This window comes from uncultured Tenacibaculum sp. (genome assembly GCF_947502995.1).
Taxonomy (GTDB): Bacteria; Bacteroidota; Bacteroidia; order Flavobacteriales; family Flavobacteriaceae; genus Polaribacter.
In genome coordinates, this window is sequence record NZ_CANNBW010000001.1 from 42,690 (window position 1) to 64,002 (window position 21,313).

Annotated in this window: 19 protein-coding genes; 13 read left to right on the forward strand and 6 right to left on the reverse strand. The window is 29.6% G+C overall.

All coding sequences use genetic code 11. The annotated features are described in order from the left end of the window. Positions 1-24 precede the first annotated feature (24 nt). Both Q1A46_RS00190 and Q1A46_RS00195 read right to left on the reverse strand, forming a co-directional pair. Complete coding sequence (locus Q1A46_RS00190; RefSeq protein WP_299672582.1) at positions 25-540, reverse strand: hypothetical protein; 516 nt, start codon at positions 538-540, stop codon at positions 25-27. 1 nt (position 541) lies between these two features. After that, on the reverse strand, positions 542-1,693 hold the full coding sequence (locus tag Q1A46_RS00195) for a DNA polymerase III subunit delta' (protein WP_299672585.1): 1,152 nt from the start codon (positions 1,691-1,693) through the stop codon (positions 542-544). A 126-nt stretch (positions 1,694-1,819) separates the two neighbouring features. Here Q1A46_RS00195 and Q1A46_RS00200 point away from each other — a divergent pair, with 126 nt between their 5' ends. From Q1A46_RS00200 to Q1A46_RS00235, 8 genes are all read left to right on the forward strand, one after another. Next, positions 1,820-2,050 (forward strand): FeoA family protein, encoded by a 231-nt coding sequence (locus tag Q1A46_RS00200; RefSeq protein ID WP_299672588.1) that lies wholly within the window; start codon positions 1,820-1,822, stop codon positions 2,048-2,050. Further along, a complete protein-coding gene (gene feoB, locus Q1A46_RS00205) occupies positions 2,051-4,147 on the forward strand; it encodes a ferrous iron transport protein B (protein ID WP_299672591.1) in 2,097 nt (698 codons plus the stop codon). Continuing rightward, on the forward strand, positions 4,144-4,260 hold the full coding sequence (locus Q1A46_RS00210) for a FeoB-associated Cys-rich membrane protein (RefSeq protein WP_299672594.1): 117 nt from the start codon (positions 4,144-4,146) through the stop codon (positions 4,258-4,260). Before feoB ends, Q1A46_RS00210 begins: the two co-directional genes overlap by 4 nt. A gap of 633 nt (positions 4,261-4,893) precedes the next feature. Then, complete coding sequence (locus tag Q1A46_RS00215) at positions 4,894-5,448, forward strand: hypothetical protein (protein WP_299672597.1); 555 nt, start codon at positions 4,894-4,896, stop codon at positions 5,446-5,448. Positions 5,449-5,567: 119 nt separating this feature from the next. Continuing rightward, entirely contained in the window at positions 5,568-6,125 is a 558-nt protein-coding gene (locus Q1A46_RS00220) for a transposase (RefSeq protein ID WP_299672600.1), read from the forward strand. A gap of 378 nt (positions 6,126-6,503) precedes the next feature. Next, positions 6,504-6,911: a hypothetical protein gene (locus Q1A46_RS00225; protein WP_299672602.1), complete on the forward strand. Its 408-nt coding sequence runs from the start codon at positions 6,504-6,506 to the stop codon at positions 6,909-6,911. A gap of 198 nt (positions 6,912-7,109) precedes the next feature. Further along, on the forward strand, positions 7,110-10,484 hold the full coding sequence (locus tag Q1A46_RS00230; protein ID WP_299672604.1) for a hypothetical protein: 3,375 nt from the start codon (positions 7,110-7,112) through the stop codon (positions 10,482-10,484). 88 nt (positions 10,485-10,572) lie between these two features. Continuing rightward, positions 10,573-11,049: a hypothetical protein gene (locus tag Q1A46_RS00235; protein ID WP_299672606.1), complete on the forward strand. Its 477-nt coding sequence runs from the start codon at positions 10,573-10,575 to the stop codon at positions 11,047-11,049. Here Q1A46_RS00235 and brnQ read toward each other — a convergent pair. Both brnQ and Q1A46_RS00245 read right to left on the reverse strand, forming a co-directional pair. Beyond that, positions 11,046-12,320, reverse strand: a complete 1,275-nt coding sequence (brnQ, locus tag Q1A46_RS00240) for a branched-chain amino acid transport system II carrier protein (RefSeq protein WP_299672609.1) — start codon at positions 12,318-12,320, stop codon at positions 11,046-11,048. The two genes, Q1A46_RS00235 and brnQ, sit on opposite strands and share 4 nt — an antisense overlap. Positions 12,321-12,323: 3 nt before the next feature. Further along, positions 12,324-13,115, reverse strand: a complete 792-nt coding sequence (locus tag Q1A46_RS00245; protein WP_299672612.1) for an alpha/beta fold hydrolase — start codon at positions 13,113-13,115, stop codon at positions 12,324-12,326. A gap of 21 nt (positions 13,116-13,136) precedes the next feature. Between Q1A46_RS00245 and Q1A46_RS00250 the strand changes: the two genes are divergently transcribed. The 4 genes from Q1A46_RS00250 to Q1A46_RS00265 all read left to right on the forward strand — a co-directional run bounded on the left by Q1A46_RS00250 (position 13,137) and on the right by Q1A46_RS00265 (position 18,751). Continuing rightward, positions 13,137-13,946 carry an alpha/beta fold hydrolase gene (locus Q1A46_RS00250; protein WP_299672615.1) on the forward strand — a complete coding sequence of 270 codons (810 nt, stop codon included), beginning with the start codon at positions 13,137-13,139 and terminating at the stop codon, positions 13,944-13,946. 45 nt (positions 13,947-13,991) lie between these two features. Next, a complete protein-coding gene (locus tag Q1A46_RS00255; RefSeq protein ID WP_299672618.1) occupies positions 13,992-15,122 on the forward strand; it encodes an AraC family transcriptional regulator in 1,131 nt (376 codons plus the stop codon). Positions 15,123-15,126: 4 nt separating this feature from the next. Continuing rightward, the gene (locus Q1A46_RS00260) at positions 15,127-16,245 is read left to right on the forward strand and encodes an AraC family transcriptional regulator (RefSeq protein ID WP_299672621.1); all 1,119 of its coding nucleotides are present in this window, start codon (positions 15,127-15,129) and stop codon (positions 16,243-16,245) included. Positions 16,246-16,378: 133 nt separating this feature from the next. After that, complete coding sequence (locus Q1A46_RS00265; RefSeq protein WP_299672624.1) at positions 16,379-18,751, forward strand: TonB-dependent receptor domain-containing protein; 2,373 nt, start codon at positions 16,379-16,381, stop codon at positions 18,749-18,751. An 80-nt stretch (positions 18,752-18,831) separates the two neighbouring features. Here Q1A46_RS00265 and Q1A46_RS00270 read toward each other — a convergent pair whose 3' ends face one another. Beyond that, on the reverse strand, positions 18,832-19,620 hold the full coding sequence (locus Q1A46_RS00270) for a hypothetical protein (RefSeq protein ID WP_299672627.1): 789 nt from the start codon (positions 19,618-19,620) through the stop codon (positions 18,832-18,834). Between the two features lie 115 nt (positions 19,621-19,735). Between Q1A46_RS00270 and upp the strand changes: the two genes are divergently transcribed. After that, positions 19,736-20,389 (forward strand): uracil phosphoribosyltransferase, encoded by a 654-nt coding sequence (gene upp / locus Q1A46_RS00275; RefSeq protein ID WP_299672630.1) that lies wholly within the window; start codon positions 19,736-19,738, stop codon positions 20,387-20,389. Here upp and Q1A46_RS00280 read toward each other — a convergent pair whose 3' ends face one another. Next, the gene (locus tag Q1A46_RS00280) at positions 20,390-21,292 is read right to left on the reverse strand and encodes a DUF6427 family protein (protein WP_299672633.1); all 903 of its coding nucleotides are present in this window, start codon (positions 21,290-21,292) and stop codon (positions 20,390-20,392) included. Positions 21,293-21,313 lie beyond the last annotated feature (21 nt).

Consider the following 21,313-nt stretch of genomic DNA (forward strand, 5'->3'; position numbering starts at 1 on the left):
TATATTGTTTAAACTAAGCAATTTTTATTGTATTCTTTTAGATTTCATAATTAATGTATCGTCGTTTTCACCGTCATTATCCCAATCGTAAGTTACAGTTCCTTTAAATTGATTGCCCTTCTGTTCAATTATATACCATACTTGAACTTGTTTTCCTAAGTATTGGTAATCTATATATAAACTGTCACTTCCTCTAGTTTTCCAGTTTCCGTTAGTTTCACCTACTTTAGAACTGTCTGGTTGTTTAAACCAAGCATTAAAAGTTCCGTCGTTTGCATATTTAGACTGTGCTCTTCCAGAGTTTGGTTTACTGAAATCATCTTCAAATACATGAGAACTATCTGTTTTTTGATAGGTCTTGTATTCGATTTTTATGTATTGAGTTTCCCATTTTCCAATCATAAAATCGTTTAAAGATTGTTTTGGAATTACTGTTGGAGTTTCTATTTGCTTTAATGGTGAAATTTCTTTTTTTTCGCTTTTACAAGCAGCAAAAATCAGTCCAAAACTAATAATTAAGGTAGAAAATGTAGATTTCATGTTAGGTTTCAATTTTTTGTTCTTTGGTATGTAGTAAACGCGTAAGTTTTATAGATAAATCTAATAATATAATTTTAGCGTTTCCATTTCTTTCAATATGATATTGTGCATCGTTCACTTCTTTTTCTATGGTTAAAATATTACCACTGTGTACAAAAGGAGCGAATTTTTCTAGTTTGAAATTTGCAGTTTGTGGAATTAAATATACAAGATCAGGAGCACCATAATTTAATAACATAGCTTGTCTGAAAAAATGCAAACAGTACTGTAAAAATTGTTTTTGCGTTTCTCTTCCAGATTTGGAAATAATTTCACTCCATTGAATTAAATCTTGAATTACAGAGGCGTTTCCTTTGGCTTTAAAAGCACTGCGAATCCATGTAATAAACCATTCTTCAAAAATTAAATCGTTAGAATCGTTATGATATAAATGTAAAGCTTTGTTTAAGTTTCCTTCAGATTGTTGAGCTATTCTGTTAGCATCTTGTTGATTGATATCGTGTTTTTGAGTTAAAAATGAAACGATATCATTTTCAGATAAACTAGGAAAATGTAAAGCTTGACAACGTGATTTTATTGTATTAATAATTTTTCCTTCATCTTCTGTTACTAAAAGAAATATGGTTTTAGATGGCGGTTCTTCAATTAATTTTAAAAGTTTGTTAGATGCAGCGATATTCATTTTTTCTGCCATCCATATAATCATTACTTTAAATCCACCTTCGTAAGATTTTAAGGATAGTTTTTTAACAATATCTTCAGCTTCATCTACACCAATTTGTCCCTGTTTATTTTCTACACCAATATGTCTTAACCAATCGAATAAACTACCGTAAGGAGTTTCATTAACAAAGGTTCTCCATTCTTCTAAAAATAAATCACTAGTTGGGTGTTTTTTTACCTTATCATTAGTTGTAACAGGAAAAGTAAAATGTAAATCTGGATGTTGTAATTTGTTACATTTTATATTACAAGCTTCAGCATCGTTAGAAAAATTACACAGTAAAAATTGTGCATAAGCAATAGCCATTGGTAATGTTCCAGATCCTTCTTTCCCAACAAATAGTTGAGCATGAGGAATTCTTCCGTTCTCTGTTGCGGTAACTAAGTGTTTTTTAATGTGTTCTAAACCAACAATCTCTTCAAAAGTCATAAGACAAATATACCATTTCTTAAAAGAGAAGAAAACAACTTCTTTAGAACGATTCTAATTTAGTATATTTGCATTTATTCTACAATTCTTGTAACAACAAGAATATTCGTATTAAACACATCATTTTTGAGTACAATAGCATCATTAAAAGTAGGACAAGTAGGAGTAATTTCTGAAGAAAATGAACACTCTATTCCTTTAAAATTATTAGAAATGGGTTGTTTGCCTGGAAGTACAGTTGAACTCGTTCAAATTGCGCCTTTACACGATCCTATTTATATTAATGTAAACGGAAGTCATATGGCAATAAGAAAAGAGATTGCATCAAAAATAAAAGTTACCAATTTAGAATCGTAAATGGGGAAAAATAATATTCAAGTTTCGTTAATTGGTAATCCAAATACGGGAAAAACATCTTTATTCAATAAGCTTACAGGATTAAATCAGAAAGTAGGAAACTACCCAGGAATTACTGTAGATAAAAAACAAGGAGTTTGTAATTTGTCTTCTAAAAATAAAGCGATAATTACAGATTTACCAGGGACATATAGTATTAATCCAACATCATTAGATGAAAGTGTTGTATTAAAAGTGCTAGAAAATCCAATAGGAAAAAATTATCCTGATGTTATTGTTGTTGTTTCCGATGTAGAAAACTTAAAACGTAATTTATTACTCTTTACCCAAGTTCAAGATATTGGTATTCCTACAGTTTTGGCTATTAATATGGCTGATGAAATGGATAAAAAAGGTATTAGTATCGACGTTCCAGGATTGGAAAAAGCTTTAGAAACAAAAATTGTTCTTATTTCAGCTAAGAAAAATACAGGTATTCAGGAGTTAAAAAGTGTTTTAGAAAATTATGAAGTTTTAAAATCAGTTACTAATTTTTCTGAAGTAGCTAAGAGAATAGATGTGTCATTTTTTGATGCGTTACAAAATGTAAATCCAGAAAAATCATTATATCATTTATGGTTGAGTGCTACACAACAATCTTTTAGAAATGTAAATAAAGAAGATCTTTCTGATTTTTTAGATGATGTTTCTAAATTGAAAAAATATCAGCATAAAGAAACGATATACAGGTATCAAAAAATTAATAAAGCTTTAAAAGAGTATTATGTTTTAGATAGAAATAAAGCGAAAGATATAAGAGCAAAGTTAGATAAAGTTTTTACTCATAAGATTTTTGGTTATGCGATCTTTTTCGGAATTCTATTTTTAATTTTTCAATCTATTTTTAGTTGGGCATCGATACCAATGGATTTTATTGATGAAACCTTTGGAAGTCTTTCTGAGAAAGTAAAAGAGCATATGTCTGATGGAATTCTTTCAGATTTAATAACAGATGGAATAATTCCAGGTATTGGAGGTGTTTTAATTTTTATTCCACAAATAGCCATTTTGTTTTTCTTGATAGCAGTTTTAGAAGAAACAGGTTACATGAGTAGAGTGGTGTTTTTAATGGATAAAATTATGAGGCGTTTTGGACTTAGTGGAAAAAGCGTAATTCCATTAATTTCAGGAACTGCATGTGCAATTCCTGCTGTTATGGCAACACGAACAATATCTGGATGGAAAGAACGATTAATAACAATTTTAGTTACGCCATTTACAACTTGCTCTGCTCGTTTACCAGTGTATGCAATTTTAATAGCGATTATTATACCAGAAAATAAAGTTTTAGGTTTCTTTAATTTACAAGGATTAACACTTTTGGCCTTATACCTTTTAGGTTTTGCAACAGCCTTGTTAGCAGCTTTTATTTTGCACAAAACACTAAATGTTAAGAGTAAATCATTCTTTGTGATTGAGATGCCAGATTATAAAGTTCCATCGTTAAAAAATGTTTTTATTACTGTTGTAGAAAAAACAAAAAGCTTTGTAATTGAGGCAGGAAAAATAATTTTACCAATTTCAATAGTGTTATGGTTTTTAGCAACTCACGGACCTTCATCATTTCACAAAGTAGAAGAAGAAGTGAAGAAAGAAGTAAGTTTAAGTAACTTATCAGAAGAAGAAATTGCACAAAAAATAGCTTCAAAAAAACTAGAGAAATCTTACATTGGTATTGCAGGAAAAACAATAGAACCTGTAGTAAAACCTTTAGGTTACGATTGGAAAATAGGAATTGGTTTAATTACTTCTTTTGCAGCGCGAGAAGTTTTTGTAGGAACTTTAGCCACAATTTATAGTATAGAAGGAGTTGAAGATGAAGGAACGATAAAAGAACGTATGGAGGCAGAAGTAAATCCAGATACAGGCAAAAAGCGTTTTAATTTTGCAACAGGTATGTCGTTACTTATCTTCTATGCATTTGCAATGCAGTGTATGGCTACTTTAGCTATTGTAAAACGAGAAACTAAAAGTTGGAAATGGCCTTTAGTACAACTTTTTGGTATGGGAATTTTGGCGTACGTTTCTGCATTAATAACATTTCAAATTTTAAGATGATTCAAGAAATTATCACATATAGTATTATTGCATTAGCTATTCTTTTTTTAGGAAGAAAATTTATTTTTAAATCTAAAAATAATGGTTGCGATCCTGGTTGCGGATGCAGTTAAATGACTTTCTCTTTTATTTTAAGATTTACAAATGAAAAACTTATTGAATTATTAAGGTGTTTTAAAGGTTGAGAATCAAAAACAACTTATAATTTTCAAGCAGATCATACAGTTTTAGCAATAGATGATATTGGATTTTTTAATTAACAAGATTTAGTCACTCGACAGAGTCGAACGCTAGCATCAACTGGTATTTCTATAAAGTCAGGAAATAAAAAGATAATAGAAGCAACAGAAAAAAAATAAGATAATAATATCATTACAAGAGTTAGGGGCAATTATAAGATTTGTATTTGTTTATAGATTTAATGCAAAAAAAATGAATGAAGCTCATAATAAAAACAAAGAGAAAGAAGATAAGAATAATATTGCTATAGCTCTAATAGCAATGATGGTTTTGGTAATCATTGGGTTTGTTTTTTATTTTCTCAGTTAGTTTCTTAGCTCCCGCCCGAAACCTTTCGGGTGCCAAACAAGGTAAGCAAGAACAGTAATTAAATATACTAACCACAACATTTTTTATAAGTGTTGTAGTTTTTTGCTGGTAGTAAGCAATTGAAGTCCTTTTAACACAAAACCAAATTGAATTTTGAGAGAATAAACTATTTTTGACATCTATTCGTTGTACAACATATGATCAAAAAGCTATTTATTTTTTTTCTGTTAATTGCCACTGCTGGATTTAGTCAGAGAAATCTTAAAGAATTTCGATCAAAAAAAATCAATGTTAAAACCGATACCATACAAATAGATTCGGTAAGTATCAATCCAACTTTTTTTAAGTTGCTTAATAGCAAAGGAGATTCCATTCCTAAGCATAAATATCAAGTAGATTTTCCGAAAGCAAAACTGATTATCAATGCAAAAGAATATCGAAAAATCACTATAGAATATTTACGATTTCCAGATTTTTTGACCAAAGTATACGCGCCTCTAGATGAAAAACTCATAGTTCCGAATACTAATAGAACAGATAAATTATACAGTTTAACAACGAATAAAAAGAAGCAAGATTTTAAGCTTTTTGATGGATTAAAAACTCAGGGTTTTATTTCACGAGGAATCACAACAGGAAACAATCAAAATGCTGTTACAAACGCTTCCTTAGATTTAACATTAGAAGGAAAACTATCCAAAGAAGTTGGTATTCGTGCTAATATTTTTGATACCAATTTACCACCCCGCTAGCGCTCGAATCTTTTCGGGTGCCAAGCAAGAGTGATCAATAACATTAATTAAATATATAAAACCATAACAGTGAATGTTATGGTTTTTGTTTAGTTCAATTTTTATATTTTAGTAAAGCTATGAGTAGAAAATATAAATTCCATAACAGATCAGGTATTTATTTTGTGTCTTTTGCTACAGTATATTGGATAGATGTATTTACAAGACAAATTTATTTCGATATATTAGTAGATAGTATAAAGTATTGTAGAGAACACAAAGGTTTGGAGTTGTATTGCTATTGTTTTATGCCAAATCATGTGCATTTTATATTCAGATCTACAAACGAACAACCTATGGAATTATTAAGAGATTTTAAGCGATATACATCAAGAAGAATAATTGAAACAATTCAAGATAATTCACAAGAAAGTAGAAAAGAGTGGTTGTTATGGATGTTTAAAAGAGCAGGAAAGAAACAAGGAAATGTAAATAAATATCAATTTTGGCAACATCATAATAAACCTATAGAATTGTGGAGTACAAAAGTTATTCAGCAAAAAATAGATTATATTCATAATAATCCAGTAGAAAGTGGTTTGGTAGTACATCCAGAAGATTGGAAATATTCTAGTGCTAGGAATTTTCAAGCAGATCATACGGTTTTAGCAATAGACAATATTGGATTTTTTAATTAGTAAAGTTTAGTCACTCGACAGAGTCGAGCGCTAGCATAGGGGTGATTCTAATAAGATACATGTATTTAAAGGTAATATTAAGTATGAATCGTCTTATAATAAAATTGAATTAGAGAAATTTCATTACCCTAATAGAATAATATCGTGTTTGTTTTATAAGGCTAAAAATAATTTGAACGAATTGATAGGATTAAAAGATGATAGTTTTTTTGATTTTAGAGTATATATAACAATAGTTGAAAAAGGGAAGATATCTACTTATAAAGCTAAAAATATATGTTTTACGCCTGAGCCTGATTTGATTAATAGAAATTCAAATTAGAACTTAGTCCCCGCTAGCAAAAGCAGAATTAGAAAGAGATAAAAAATGGATAAATCATGGGTAAAAGTAAAAGGATCATGTTAATAGTTCTGGTTTTTACAGGATTTTTAATGTACGGTCAAAAGAATTTTTTTTCAAAAAATTCTGATGTTAATTTCAAAATATATTTAGGAAGTCAACTATCAAAGGAAGGAATATCAGTTCCAATGTATCGTATTGAGCTTTTAGATGTCCATGATAGTATAAAAAGTATAAACGATCTAAATATACCTAAGGTTTTAAAGCTCTTGGATAACAATAATTATGATTGGTATATAAATATACTTTTATATCATTTAACAGGTAAAAGCGCCATGATTTATTCTGCACTTGAAATCAGGACTAAAGAAGTTTGGCTTGAAGAATTATATGAAGCCGATATTAAATACTGGAAAAAAACTTTGAATGCTATTTTAGAAAAGTAACCCCGCTCGCGCTCGAATCCTTTCGGGTGCCAAGCAAGAGTAATCAAGAACAATAATTAAATATACTAACCACAACATTTTTATAAGTGTTGTGATTTTTCTTTTACTAGTAGTAAGTAATCGAAGTCCTTTTAACACAAAACCAAATTGAATTTTGAGAGAATAAACTATTTTTGACATCTATTCGTTGTACAACATATGATCAAAAAGCTATTTATTTTTTTTCTGTTAATTGCTACTGCTGGATTTAGTCAGAGAAATCTTAAAGAATTTCGATCAAAAAAAGTCAATGTTAAAACCGATACCATACAAATAGATTCGGTAAGTATCAACCCAACTTTTTTTAAGTTGCTCAATAGCAAAGGAGATTCCATTCCTAAGCGTAAATATCAAGTAGATTTTCCGAAAGCAAAACTGATTATCAATGCAAAAGAATATCGAAAAATCACTATAGAATATTTACGATTTCCAGATTTTTTGACCAAAGTATACGCGCCTCTAGATGAAAAACTTATAGTTCCGAATACTAACAGAACAGATAAATTATACAGTTTAACAACGAATAAAAAGAAGCAAGATTTTAAGCTTTTCGACGGATTAAAAACCCAGGGTTTCATTTCACGAGGAATCACAACAGGAAACAATCAAAATGCTGTTACAAACGCTTCCTTAGATTTAACATTAGAAGGAAAACTATCCAAAGAAGTTGGTATTCGAGCCAATATTTTTGACACCAATTTACCACTTCAACAAAATGGATATTCGCAAAGTTTAACCGATTTCGATCGTATTTTTATTGAGTTATTTAGTAAAAACTGGAAAGTAAAAGGAGGAGATGTTTCGTTAAATAATAAAGACAGTTATTTCCTGAATTTCGATAAACAAGTTTCAGGAATACAAGTGGATGCAAATTTAAGTGAACATTTTAATGTTGGAGCTTCTGGAGCCATTGTTCGTGGTCGGTTTTCTGCATTTAATTTTGTTGGAGTAGAAGGAAATCAAGGCCCGTATAAAATCTTTGGTCCAAATAACGAAGCGAATATTGTAATTGTAGCTGGAAGTGATGCTGTTTTTATTAACGGAGTTCAGTTAGAACGTGGAGAAAATAAAGATTACATTATCGATTATAATTTGGCTGAGATTCGTTTTAATACGACATATCCAATTACCAATGATATGAGAATTCGAGTAGAATTTCAATTTTCAGATCAAAATTATACACGTTTTATTACCTACGAAAAAGCGCAATATAAAAACGATAAATTTTCAATTTCTGGATTCTTCTACAACGAAAACGATGCTAAGAATCAGCCGATTCAACAGAGTTTAACAAATGATCAAAAGCAGATTTTAGCAAATGCTGGAAACGATATAACTCAAATGGTTGCAGAGAGTGCTTTTGAAGATGAGTTTTCAGAAAATAGGATTCAATATCGTAAAGTAATTGTTGGCGGAATCGAAACCTTTGAATTTTCAACAGATGAAACAGCCGATTTATTTACAGTAACTTTTTCTAATGTGGGTGTAAATCGAGGAAGTTATGTTATAGACAGCGCAATTGCTACTGGAACAATTTACAGGTATGTTGGTGCAAATTTAGGAAACTTCGATCCGGTTGTTCGTTTGGTCGCGCCAACAAGTTTACAAGTTGCAGTTGTAAATTCTGAATATAATCCTACAGAGAAAACAAAGATTCAAGCAGAATTGGCATATAGTGATAACGATCAGAATTTATTTTCTTCGATAGATGATGAAAAAAATCAGCAAGTCGCTTCAAAATTAAAATGGGATCAATTAATTTTTGATACTACATGGAAGTTAAAAAGTACAATCGATTATGAGTTCGTACAAGAAAATTTTAGAACCGTACAACGTTTTAGAAGTGTTGAGTTTAATAGAGATTGGAATGTGCGACAACAATTAGGAAATCAAAATCAATTATCAACACGATTGTGGTTAGAAAAAGACGAAAATAACTTTCTTTCGTATCGTTTTAATCACTTGAATTTTTCTGAAAGTTTTAATGGAAACAAACATGAGATTCAATCTAAAATCAACAGGGAAAAGCTATCGTTTCAAATAAAAAGTAGTTTGTTATCTAATACTTCAAATACAGAAAAAGATAATTTTTTTCGATTGTATGCCAAAGGAATTTACAGTTTAGGAAAATCGTGGTTGGGTGGTTTTATTGGAGCAGAAACGAATGAAATTCAAAATAGAAATACGAACGATTTTAATATATTAAGTCACCAATTTCAAGAATATGAAGGTTTTTACGGAATTGGAGATTCTACAAAAGTATTTGCTAAAATCGGATTGAATTACAGAGTAAACGATAGTATAAAAAGCAATCGTTTTACTCAAATCAATAACCGAAACACCTTGTATTTAGACAGTAGATTAATTCAGGATGAAAACACAAATTTATCGTTGTATGCAAACTATCGATTTACAGATAATAAGTTCGAACCTAACGCGCAATCTCTAAATTCAAGAGTAATATATAATCAGCAGTTTTTTAAGCGTTTTCTGAATCTAGGAACCGTGTATGAAACGTCGTCTGGAAATGTTGCTCAACAAGATTTTGTATATGTAAAAACAGAACCTGGTCAAGGTTTTTATACTTGGAACGATTACAATAATGATGGAATTCAACAGTTTGAAGAGTTTGAAATAGCCGAGTTTCAAGATCAAGCAGAATATTTACGTGTGCCTTTACCTAATATTCGATTTTTACCAACCCAAAAAGCAGCTTTAAAACAGTCGATTACGCTAAATCCTACACAATGGAAAACACAAAAAGGATGGAAAAAATGGATGAGTCATTTTTATAATCAAACGTTTTTAACTATTAATAACGAGAGAAAAAGAGAAGACGATGGTTTTAATTTTAATCCGTTTAATTTGGCGGAAGAAGGTTTGTTGAGTTTGCAGTTTAATATTAGAAATTCATTTTATTACAATAGAAATTTGCAGCGATATAGTTGGATTTATACTTACGGAACATCTAGAAATAAGCAGCAGTTTTCCATAGGAAATCAAGAGAATAACGCCTTAATACATCAATTGGAATTTCAGCATAAATTGTCTTCATTTTGGTTGTTAGAAGTTGCTTCTTCTTACGGAGAAAATAAGTTGGATGCCGAAAATTTTGCCAATAGAAATTATAGTTTAATCAATAAAGAATTAAATCCGAAACTGAGTTATCTGTTCAATAGAGATCATCGCTTTTCAGTATTTTATCATTTAAAAGATAAAAAAAATACAGTTGCAGGTTTAGAAACTTTAAATCAGCATAAGGTAGGTGTAAATTATTTTTACTTAACCAAAAAGAAGAATCAGATTTCAGCAGATTTTTCTATGTTTTTAAACAATTTTGAAGGAAGTGCAAATTCACCTGTCGGATATCAAATGTTAGAAGGTTTACAAGAAGGTAGAAACTTTACTTGGAATGCTTTATTCAATCAAAAAATAAATTCATTTTTAAACTTAAGTTTGAATTACTTCGGAAGAAAAAGTGAAAATGCTAAAGCTATTCATTCAGGAACGGTTCAGTTAAAAGCAATTTTTTAATACTATTTTTCAAAAAAATATGAGTCAAACTTTAAGTTTTGTACAGTTTTTGATTGTATCTTGAAACATATAAATAATGACGTATATCATGAAAAAACTAGTGGTAATTTTAACGATTTTAGGAGCTAATTTTTTACAAGCACAACAAGAAGTAAGTATCGATTTAGCCGATGCTTTAGTGATAAAAACATTAGAAGTTACTTACGAACATTATATTGGAGAACAGTCTTCTATTGGTGCATCTGCACTTTTTAATTTTGAAGGAGAAAATTCAGATTTTAGATATAATGAAGATAATATGATTACTCCATTTTTTCGTCATTATTTTACTACAGCAAGAAACTGGAATCATTTCGGAGAAATATTCATGGGAATCAATTCAGGGAAAAATGATAGTGGAATTTCTTATACTGATGGTGCATTAGGTATTTCCGTAGGAACAAAATATGTATCTAACGGAGGTTTAGTAATTAGCGTTCATGGTGGTTTAGGAAGAAACTTTTTTACAGATTTATCTCCTTCGGTAGTGCCAAGAATCGGATTAAATGTAGGATACCGTTTCTAAGCTTCCTTTTTGCTTAAGAAAAAAGTTATTGTAAAAGTTAGCAACGCTGGTAACACCCAACCTAAATTATAATTAGCTAAAGGAATATAACTTTGAATGTTTGTAATAGTATCATTTTTAGCGATAGATTGTATAAAGTCTGGTGTGCTAAAAACAAGTGTTGCAATTACTACAGCTTTAAAAACATTGGCTGTAGCAACTTTTTCAGATAAAAGATTAAGCAAAATTAATACAATAGTTATCGGGTAAATAAACATTAATGCAGGAATAGCAATGTGAATAATATGATGTACATCAAACTGTCCCATAACCACACCTAAAATACACCCAACTATTGCTGTTACTGTATATGCTTTTTGAGAATTATCGAATAAGCCTTTAAAATAATCAGAAGTGCCGGTTACAATTCCAACCGCAGTTGTAAAACACGCCAATGAAACCAAAACATTTAAAAAAGTAGTTCCAATATTTCCTAGTGTTTTTGAGCTTAGTCCAGTTAAAACTTCTGTTCTAGTTACTTCTTTTTCAAAAGTTCCACCAAATAAAGCGCCATTGTATATCAATCCAGCATAAATAACTAAAAGACCTAAACCAGCAACCAATCCTGCTTTGCTAATCAGTTCTTTTTTCTCTTGAAAACTAGCTTCTTTTTTAAAGTTCATAGAAATAACTAAAACCCCACCGATAACTACGGCTCCAATGGCATCAAAAGTTTGATAACCTTCTAAAATTCCATCAACTAAAGGCGTGTTAAAAATTGTAGATCCCGTAATTGTATGGTCAGAAAAAATACCAATAAAAATTATAGAGAGTAAAATGAGAATAATTAAAGGAGTTAAAAAACGTCCAATGAGATTTAAAATCTTACTTCTATTCATCACGAAAATAAATACAAGAATAAAGTAAATGCTACTGGTTAATAATGAGCTTGTTTCAAAATAAGGAGCAATTGCCATCTCATGTGTTACAGAAGCTGTTCTTGGTGCAGGTAAAGCAATGGAAATAGCATATACAATTAAACAGTAAATTAAACTAAATGAAGGAGAAACTTTTTTCCCAAAATCATACATTGTTCCTTGTAAACGAGCATGAGCTAAGATTCCTAAAATAGGAATAAAAACAGCGGTAATAAAAAATCCTAAAGTTACCCAATACCAAGAGTCGGCAGCGTTTTTACCCAAAAATGGAGGAAGAATTAAATTTCCAGCACCGAAAAACATAGAAAATAAGGCAAATCCAACAATAAGGATTTCTTTTTTAGGATTTTTCATTGATTATTTAGTTGAATTTAATGACGAGATAAAATCGATAGTCTTTGTGTTAAAAATAGTTGGTTGTTCTACATTAACTACATGACCACATTTTTTAATGATAAATAAAGAAGAATTTACATGATGTTGCACCACTCTTTTTATAGATGGCAAAAACAAGTGATCTTCTTCTCCCATAATATATAAAGTAGGAATTTTTATGTCTTTACTTCTAAAAAAACGCAATAATGGATTAATTTCTGAAGTAAGTTTAAACCATTTTAAAAACTCTTTTTGATATAGTTTCTTCGCTTCATTAATAAATAAAAGTCTAGAGTTTTTATGGTTTTTTCTAGGCATAATAATAAAAGCGAACAACTTATAAAGTAACATGTAAGGAACAATAGATTTAAAAAGATTACCCAATTTCATCAGTAATTGTGATCTAAAGTTCAGTTTTAAAATAGCACCCCCTAAAATCATGCTTTTCACCAATTCAGGCTTTTTTTCAGCAAGATTTCTAATTAGAATAGATCCTAAAGAAATACCAATGAAATGCGATTTTTTAATTTTTACATGATTTAAAACTTCAATAATGTCTTTAGTTACAACATCAAAATTATATTCACTCTTAAAAATTTTACCTAAGGTAGGTTTACTTCTTCCGTGTCCTCTTAAGTCGAGAATAAGTACATTAAAATGTTTTTTAAATTCTCTAACTTGTTTAAACCAAATAGTGCTACTTCCGCCAGCTCCGTGAACAAAAGTAACCCATTCTTTAGAGGTTTTATGCAAATATGTATTGTGATATAACAAGTCCCGTTTTACGTTTTAATCTTGAAAGATACATATTTTTGCGCCATGGTAAATTCTATACTATATAAAAATGCTAAAGTTGCATATCATATTTATGGCGCAGGTAAGCAAAAATTGGTTTTGTTACATGGTTTTTTAGAAAATGCTAAAATGTGGGATTTTCTAACGAAAGAAATGCAACATGATTTTCAAATTATAACTGTTGACTTGCTTGGTCATGGGGCTTCAGAGTGTTTAGGTTATGTGCATACTATGGAAGAAATTGCTGAAACCATTCATCAGGTGTTAGAGAAAGAAAAGATTACTAAAGCAACTCTTATTGGTCATTCAATGGGAGGTTATGTGGCTCTAGCTTTTGCTGAAAAATATCCAGATTATGTAGAACGATTATGTTTGTTGAATTCAACATCTTTGCCAGATTCAGAAGAACGTAAACAAATACGAGACAGAGCAATTAAAATGGCTAAGACAAATTATAAAACATTAGTAGCAATGTCTGTCGGAAATCTATTTGCAAGAGAAACTCATAAAAAGCTTGTAGATAAAATAGAAGTTTGTAAACAGGAAGCTTTAAAAACTAAAGTGCAAGGTTATATTGCTTGTTCAGAAGGAATGAAGTTGAGAAAAAACAGATCAAGTGTTTTGCAAAATGGCACATTTAAAAAATTGATAATTGGAGGTGAAAAAGATCCTGTTTTAGATATAAAAGCGATAGAAATTGAAGCTAATAATACAAAAACTCCGCTACAAGTTTTATCTAACGGGCATATGAGTCATATTGAAAATGAGGAAGAACTGCTAGTTGTATTAAAAGATTTTTGTTTGTCGTAAGTGCATCAAAGAATATTCATTTATATTTGAATTGAAGCCAAACAAATGAATGATCTAGATTTAAGGGTTTTTATTGGAATCCTAGCTACTTTTGTAACATTACTATTTGCCATTTTTATTTTCACGGTTAAGTCTGAAAATAAATTAAGCAATCGCTTATTTGGTGTTTTCCTGTTGTTAAGTTCAATTGAAATGAGCGGTTTTTTCGTTCATGATTTCATACCAACATCGTTAAGCATGATTATGCTTAAAAACAACAATTATTACCTGTTAACTCCTGTTTTTTACTTTTACGTTTGTTCGGTGTGTTATTCTAATTTTAAATTAGAAAAAAAACATTTGTGGCATTTATTGCCTTTTATCATTGGTAATATAGCCATGATGCCTCGATTTTATTTTGGTGACGATCAAGTTTTAGAAGAAGTTTCTAAAGACACAATTCATACTTGGGAAGTTATTTTTATGCATTTATCCATGCATTTACAATCCATTTTTTATTATGTGATGAGTTTAGTTGTGTTGAAACGAGCAAAAAACATTTTTTACGAAAATCATTCAGGAAATAGAATTCAAGCTTATAAATGGTTGTATCAAATTGTAGTGTTTTGGATTGTCATTTTTAGTGTTGCACTTGTAAAAAATATTCTAAAATATTCTGATGTTGAAGAAAAGATATTTTCATGGTCGCAGGTAATTTTAATTTTTTTAGTGTTATTAATTACTTGTTGGTATATTTTAAAAGCCTTAAACAATCCTGAGTTATTTAAAGGAGTAGATTCTCAAACAAAACTCACAAAGGATTTATTAAATGAAACTGAGGAGAAGGGTGAGAACGATGAAATTATTGAAAAGTTAAGATTGTTTATGGATACAGAAAAACCTTACCTGAATCCGTCTTTATCTATTCGGAATTTGGCACAGCAAATGAAAATTCCTTCAAGAGAATTGTCTATAGCGATCAATCACGATTTAAAACAACATTTTTTTGATTTTGTAAATGAATACAGAATTAAAAATGCAATGCAATTGTTAACCGATAAAAATCAGCCGAAATTAACTGTGTTAGAAATTTTATATGAAGTAGGATTTAATTCAAAATCATCTTTTAATACAGCGTTTAAAAAGTATACGAATTTAACTCCAACTCAATACCGAAAAAAAGAGTATAACTCATAAATATATGGAAAAAGTTTCTGTAATAGCAGTTTTAGGATTTATAATTTTCTTGTTGTTCTTGTTTTTTGCAGGCTTCTTACTTACTGTAAAAACCAATAAGAAATTAGGAAACCGATTATTAGCTTTTTTCTTAATAGTTACAGCTTTAGATATTAGCGTGTTTTTTTATTCCATGTTTGTAACGCCAAATTTGAATTTAGAAATGCTACGGATCAAATTATCTGCTCTTAAAGATCCATTATTGTTCTTGTACGTGCTTTCGGTCATCTATTCTAATTTTAAACTGAAGAAAATTCACGTATTACATAGTTTATTTTGGGTAGTAAGTATAGGAATATTACTACCAAATTTTTTCCTTGTAGATACTTCAGCAAAAGAAGCTTTTTTAAGTAATTACGATGATAATTGGGAGATTCAATTTTTAGATTTTGCAGGACATTTTGTTTCTTTAGGTTATTTCTTAGCAACATTGTATTATGTGTTGCGATATCGGAAATTGATTCTTGAGAATTACACAAATTCTGATGTTTTAAAAAATTATAATTGGTTAAAACAGTTACTGATTTTAATTACTATCGGACATCTGTTAACGTTAATTAAAGGATATGCTAGAGATACAATTGAAAATGATGAAGTAACTCAGCTTTTAAGAATTATAGTGTTACTTTTTGGTGTCTTTTTTATCTTTTGGTTATTCTTAAAAGCATTACACTCACCAAAATTATTTAGAGGAATAGATGTTCATCTTTCTACATCAAAAGAAATAGAACAAGAAATAGATGAAAATGATACGAAGATAGAAGATTTAAAAAACTACATGATTACAAAAGAGCCGTTTTTAAATCCAGATTTAACGATTCGAAAACTTGCTGAGAATATGCAAATGCCTATGCGAGATTTATCGGTGTTAATCAATCAAAGTTTGAATCAACATTTCTTCGATTTTATAAATGGATACCGAATAGAAAAAGCTAAAAAAATACTCTCAGATACGTCAAAATCTAAAGTTACTGTTTTAGAAATCTTATATGAAGTTGGTTTTAATTCAAAATCATCTTTTAATACTGCATTTAAAAAGTATACTGGAAAAACACCTACACAATACAGAAAATCAGTGATTTAACGCAAAGTCGAACGTTTTAAAAAAATAGTCGAACCAATTTTTAGAAGAGAAAAAGGTTCGACTTTATGTTGTCGGTCGCACAAAATAGGAATCTAAAGCACTTTTGTGTCATCAAAACAAAAAAACACAAAATATGAAACGTTTAGCTTTAGTAACACTATTATTTTTATCAGTATTAGTTTACGCACAACAAGTAAAAGGAAAAGTTGTAGATGCATTAGGAAATATTGCATTTGCAGATGTAGTTTTAAAAGATACTACAGGGAAAGTTATTGCAGGAACAAACTCTAACGACGATGGAATTTTTTCACTTAAAAGTCCAAAAGGAAACTATGAAGTTACAATTTCTTTTTTGGGATATAAAGATTGGAAAAAACAGATTTCGATAACGAATACTATCGATTTGGGAACAATCACATTATTAGAAGACAGCGAAAATTTAGAAGAGGTAGTTATAAAATCAAAAACAAGAGTGATTCAGCAAAAAGTAGATCGATTAGTTTTTGATGTAGAAAAAAGTGTTGTTGCAGAAGGAGGAAATGGTATTGATATTTTAAATGTTGCACCAAGAGTTCAAGTACAAAATGGGACTTTAGAAATTTTAGGAAAAGGACCTTCTAGAGTTTTAATTAATGGTCGTTTATCACCTTTAGAAGGAGAGGAGTTAACAGCTTTTTTACAAGGTTTAAATGCAAACGACATAAAAACAATTGAAGTTATTACAAATCCACCAGCAAAGTATGAAGCTTCTGGTAGAGGAGGTTTAATCAATATCATTTTAAAGAAATCGAAGCAAAATTCTTGGAATAATACTGTTAGAGCTGTTTACAATCAAAACAGATATAATTTTGGTTCTTTTCGAAACAACTTTTCTTACAATAAGAATAATTTATCTGTAGTTGCAAGTATAAATGCTACAAAGGGACATTACAGACATACTGAGGATTTACAAATTCAGTATCCACAAAACTTTTGGGATATTGCTATTGAATCTAAAGAAAGAACAGATAATTTTTCAGGAAGATTTCAATTAGATTATCAAGTTTCAAACCATACATCTTTAGGAATTCAATATTTAGGAAATGCTAGAAAGCCAGGAGGGTTTACTACGGTAACATCAACAATTTTTGATGAGAATAAACAGTTAGATCGATTTATAGAAAACAAGGGAGATAATAGTATTAATAGAAAAAATAACACCTTAAATTTTCATGCGGAAACGAAACTAGATTCTTTGGGAAGATCGATTTCTGTTGATGCAGATTACTTTAATTACAATTCTAAAAACGACAGAGAATTTACAACTGAAGTGTTTGGTAATACAGGAAATTCAATGAGAATATCATCGGCTGCATTAAATATTTCCGATCAGGATATACAAAACTATAGTTCAAAAATAGATGTGAATTACCCAATAAATAAAGTTCAATTATCGTTTGGAGGAAAGGCAAGTTTTACAACTACAAAAAGTAATATTTTATTCTTTGATACACTTTCTGGAAATCCAGTTTTAGATCCAACAAGATCGAATAATTTCGAATATCAAGAAGATAACTTGGCAGCTTATATTTCAGGAAGTACAAACTTAAATTCAAAATTAGAGTTAAAGTTAGGATTACGTTTAGAGAATACAAATACAAAAGGAATTAGTGAGCAAACAAATCAAGAGATAGAAAATGAATTTACAAAGTTGTTTCCAACGTTATATGTATCGTATAGAAAAAATGATCATCATGCTTTTTCTTTCTCTTACGGAAAACGAATTGATAGACCAAGATTTTCAGATTTAAATCCATTTAGATATTATATTAATGATAATAGTTTCGGAGAAGGAAATCCTTTTTTACAACCATCATTCACAGATAGTTTTGAGTTGTCACATTCTTATAAAAGAAATTTAAACACAAGTGTATTTTTAAATGTTACTACAGATGGTTTTGGAGTGATTTTTACCTCGGACCCTGTTGCAGAAACTCAAATAGTAACTCGTGATAACTATATCACACAATATAATTATGGAATTTCTGAGAACTATAATTTTAAAGCAAATTCATGGTGGCAAAGTCAGAATAGCATCAATATTTTAGGATATTATTCAACGTTTCAAAAAGAAATAGGAGCAGAGCCAAGAAATGGAGTGCAAGCAAGAATAGCTTCAAATAATACATTTTCATTGTCAGAAAAATCAAAATTCTTAGTGAACTCATGGTATAGTTCTGCGTATAGTGGAGGTTTATTTAGTGTTGGAGAAATGTATAGCGTGTCTTTAGGATACCAACACGATTTTAAAAACAATATAAAACTCTCTGTTTTTGCTAATGATATTTTTAATACAAGCGCCTTAAATAATTTAACTTCTGTAGTAGATGGTGTTGAACAAGTATACGGACAGAATGAAAGTAATAGAAATTTCAGAATTTCTTTAGCATATAGTTTCGGGAATAAAAAGATAAAAGTAAAAGACAGAAACTTCGGTAACGACGAAGAACGAAGACGAAGCAATTAAAACAAGTTTTGTTTTGATAAAATGCTATGCAAAATGAAGTATATTTTAAGATTCCTGCTTATGCAGGAATCTTTTTTAGTTTAAAATGTATACTCCAATCCAAATACCAATCCAGATACAGTTTCACTACCTAATTTATAGTTGTGATATCCTGTATAAAGAGCTGTTTTTTTTATGTGATATTTAGCCTGAGCTTTAAATACATTTACAGAATTATCGTTAATAAAACTTTGTTTCCAACCCAAGTGTAGGCTAATTGGTTTAGCAGGATAAATATCTGTGCCAAAATTATAAGAAACTCCAGCAGAATTTACACCATTTCCAACATAAGTAACTCCTAATCCCCACCACATAGATATATTGCGATTTCTAATTCTGTAATAATTTAAGTTTACAGATGTAATATTTAAAGATTCTGAGTTTAATAATGTGTTTTCAGAAAAGTTAATGTGAGAAAGTTCAACCCCAACTAAATAAACAGGTTTGTATACAGCGTTAAACTCAATTCCTCGTACACGATTAAATAAATAGTTTGTGCTTAATTTTAGGCTTTGTTTTTTAACGTTTCCATCTAAGCGAATAGAATATTCACCTTCTTTATCATTGTAATAAGGATAAGGATTCATTGCCGTTTCTGTGGGTTCTCCAATGAAAATACCAAGACTTGCATAATAAAAGACATCTAAAAAAATTTCTCCGAAAAAAGCGGAAAAAAAATTAATGTCATCATCATCGTCTGAATCATCATTTGAATTACTGCTAGATGATGTACTAGAGCTACTGCTTAAACTTTGTTTAGCATTGCTTAAAGTACTTTGACTGCATAAAAAAAAGGGAATAAACACTAATAATAGTAGTTTTCGTTTCATAGTAGTTTCGTTTCAGTTTTGTCATTTTTTACCAATTTTTGTACCGTAAATTTTGATATCTGAAAGCTATGTTTAACTTTATGGTTTAATTAACGTTTATTAGTACTCCTGAAAAATGAAGGTATTCCATTTAGCGCATCAAAATTCAATTCTTAATAAGTTTCTAAGTGAGATTAGAGATAAAAATGTCCAAAAGGATAGTATGCGATTCCGAAGGAATATCGAAAGAATTGGAGAAGTTTTAGGTTATGAATTAAGTAAGAAATTAAATTATACAACTGAAAAAGTAACTACACCTTTGGGAGTTAAAAATGTTAATTTACCAGATAATGAAATAGTTTTATGCTCAATTTTACGAGCAGGTTTACCACTTCATGATGGACTTTTGAATTATTTTGATGATGCAGAAAATGCTTTTATTTCTGCTTATCGTTATCATCCGAATAATTCCAAAGATTTCGAAATTATAGTCGAATATTTTGCATCACCACCTATTGATAACAAAACAGTTTTACTTATCGATCCCATGTTGGCGACAGGAAGATCTTTAGTTTCTGTTTACTCGGCTTTAAAGAATTATGGAACGCCAAAAGAAATTCATATTGTTTCTGTAATTGGGTCACTAGACGGAATAGATTATATTAAAAATCACTTTCCAGTAAATACTTCTTTATGGATTGCCGATATAGATAAAGACTTAAATGATAAAGGTTATATCATTCCTGGTTTAGGAGATGCTGGAGATTTGGCTTTTGGTCAAAAAATGTAACTACGAAAGATATGTGAATAAAGAAGCAGAAAGAATTGCAATAAGTATAAAATCTGCGTACCATTTCTTTTGAAATAGTTCAAAACCATTGGCTATAACTAGCGCAGCTGGAAAAATAATATACAATACTTCACTACCGTTTCTATCTTTTAAAATTAATAGTAGAATTAAAGAAAAGAAAAAGTGAAAACATATTAGAATCCAATTTTTTCTAAAAGAGTTTTTTACACGAAGTGTTTTTGGCGTTTTTAATATAGATGATATCGTAACTAGTAATAGAATTAAACCAAATAAAATAAGGTATCTAGAAGTATTGTAAATACTAAAGTCATAATTTGTATACCAATTAAAAAGAACATTAAAGTCGTCTGGATTTTCATACCAAAGGGTGTAAGTAAAGTATAAAATTATAGGAACAGAGAAGCCAATAATCGGAGTTAAAATTCTTCTAATATCTATGTGTTGATGTATTAAAATTCCAATAAAAGTTAAAGGGAAAAACACTAAAGTGAAAGGTTCTATTAAAAAAGAAATTCCAATCCAGAATCCACTATCAAACAATTTTTTTATAATGTTTTTAGAAGATTGAAAACTATAAACACGCCTGATGTATATTGTTAAGATAAGATTTGAATAAAAAAAGGTATTAATCTTAAAGGTTTCTGGGAAAAAACTAAGAAGGATAATAAAGAAAAGAAAAAAGTAAGAATTGTCGAAAGTTAAATTATTTTTCGAGTTTACAAAATTTGCGATGGCAAAAAGTGTTAAAAACCACAAGAAAAGAGGAACATTAACAAGGTTTACATAGTTTGTGAAAAAACCTGCAACGACATAACAAATAAACAATCCTATGATAAACATAGAATTTACTGGTTTAGTTGTACTGAAAAAGTTGGTTAACATTTTTTCTTTTTATATTTTTGC

What these genes read in the sequence shown, in the direction of transcription:
- feoB (WP_299672591.1), top strand. Translation starts at nt 2,051, where the DNA reads ATGGGGAAAAATAATATTCAAGTTTCGTTAATTGGTAATCCAAATACG.
- Q1A46_RS00230 (WP_299672604.1), top strand. Translation starts at nt 7,110, where the DNA reads ATGATCAAAAAGCTATTTATTTTTTTTCTGTTAATTGCTACTGCTGGA.
- Q1A46_RS00280 (WP_299672633.1), bottom strand. Translation starts at nt 21,292, where the DNA reads ATGTTAACCAACTTTTTCAGTACAACTAAACCAGTAAATTCTATGTTT.
- Q1A46_RS00190 (WP_299672582.1), bottom strand. Translation starts at nt 540, where the DNA reads ATGAAATCTACATTTTCTACCTTAATTATTAGTTTTGGACTGATTTTT.
- Q1A46_RS00215 (WP_299672597.1), top strand. Translation starts at nt 4,894, where the DNA reads ATGATCAAAAAGCTATTTATTTTTTTTCTGTTAATTGCCACTGCTGGA.
- Q1A46_RS00210 (WP_299672594.1), top strand. Translation starts at nt 4,144, where the DNA reads ATGATTCAAGAAATTATCACATATAGTATTATTGCATTAGCTATTCTT.
- Q1A46_RS00235 (WP_299672606.1), top strand. Translation starts at nt 10,573, where the DNA reads ATGAAAAAACTAGTGGTAATTTTAACGATTTTAGGAGCTAATTTTTTA.
- Q1A46_RS00255 (WP_299672618.1), top strand. Translation starts at nt 13,992, where the DNA reads ATGAATGATCTAGATTTAAGGGTTTTTATTGGAATCCTAGCTACTTTT.
- Q1A46_RS00195 (WP_299672585.1), bottom strand. Translation starts at nt 1,693, where the DNA reads ATGACTTTTGAAGAGATTGTTGGTTTAGAACACATTAAAAAACACTTA.
- Q1A46_RS00220 (WP_299672600.1), top strand. Translation starts at nt 5,568, where the DNA reads ATGAGTAGAAAATATAAATTCCATAACAGATCAGGTATTTATTTTGTG.
- upp (WP_299672630.1), top strand. Translation starts at nt 19,736, where the DNA reads ATGAAGGTATTCCATTTAGCGCATCAAAATTCAATTCTTAATAAGTTT.
- Q1A46_RS00265 (WP_299672624.1), top strand. Translation starts at nt 16,379, where the DNA reads ATGAAACGTTTAGCTTTAGTAACACTATTATTTTTATCAGTATTAGTT.
- Q1A46_RS00270 (WP_299672627.1), bottom strand. Translation starts at nt 19,620, where the DNA reads ATGAAACGAAAACTACTATTATTAGTGTTTATTCCCTTTTTTTTATGC.
- Q1A46_RS00260 (WP_299672621.1), top strand. Translation starts at nt 15,127, where the DNA reads ATGGAAAAAGTTTCTGTAATAGCAGTTTTAGGATTTATAATTTTCTTG.
- Q1A46_RS00225 (WP_299672602.1), top strand. Translation starts at nt 6,504, where the DNA reads ATGGGTAAAAGTAAAAGGATCATGTTAATAGTTCTGGTTTTTACAGGA.
- brnQ (WP_299672609.1), bottom strand. Translation starts at nt 12,320, where the DNA reads ATGAAAAATCCTAAAAAAGAAATCCTTATTGTTGGATTTGCCTTATTT.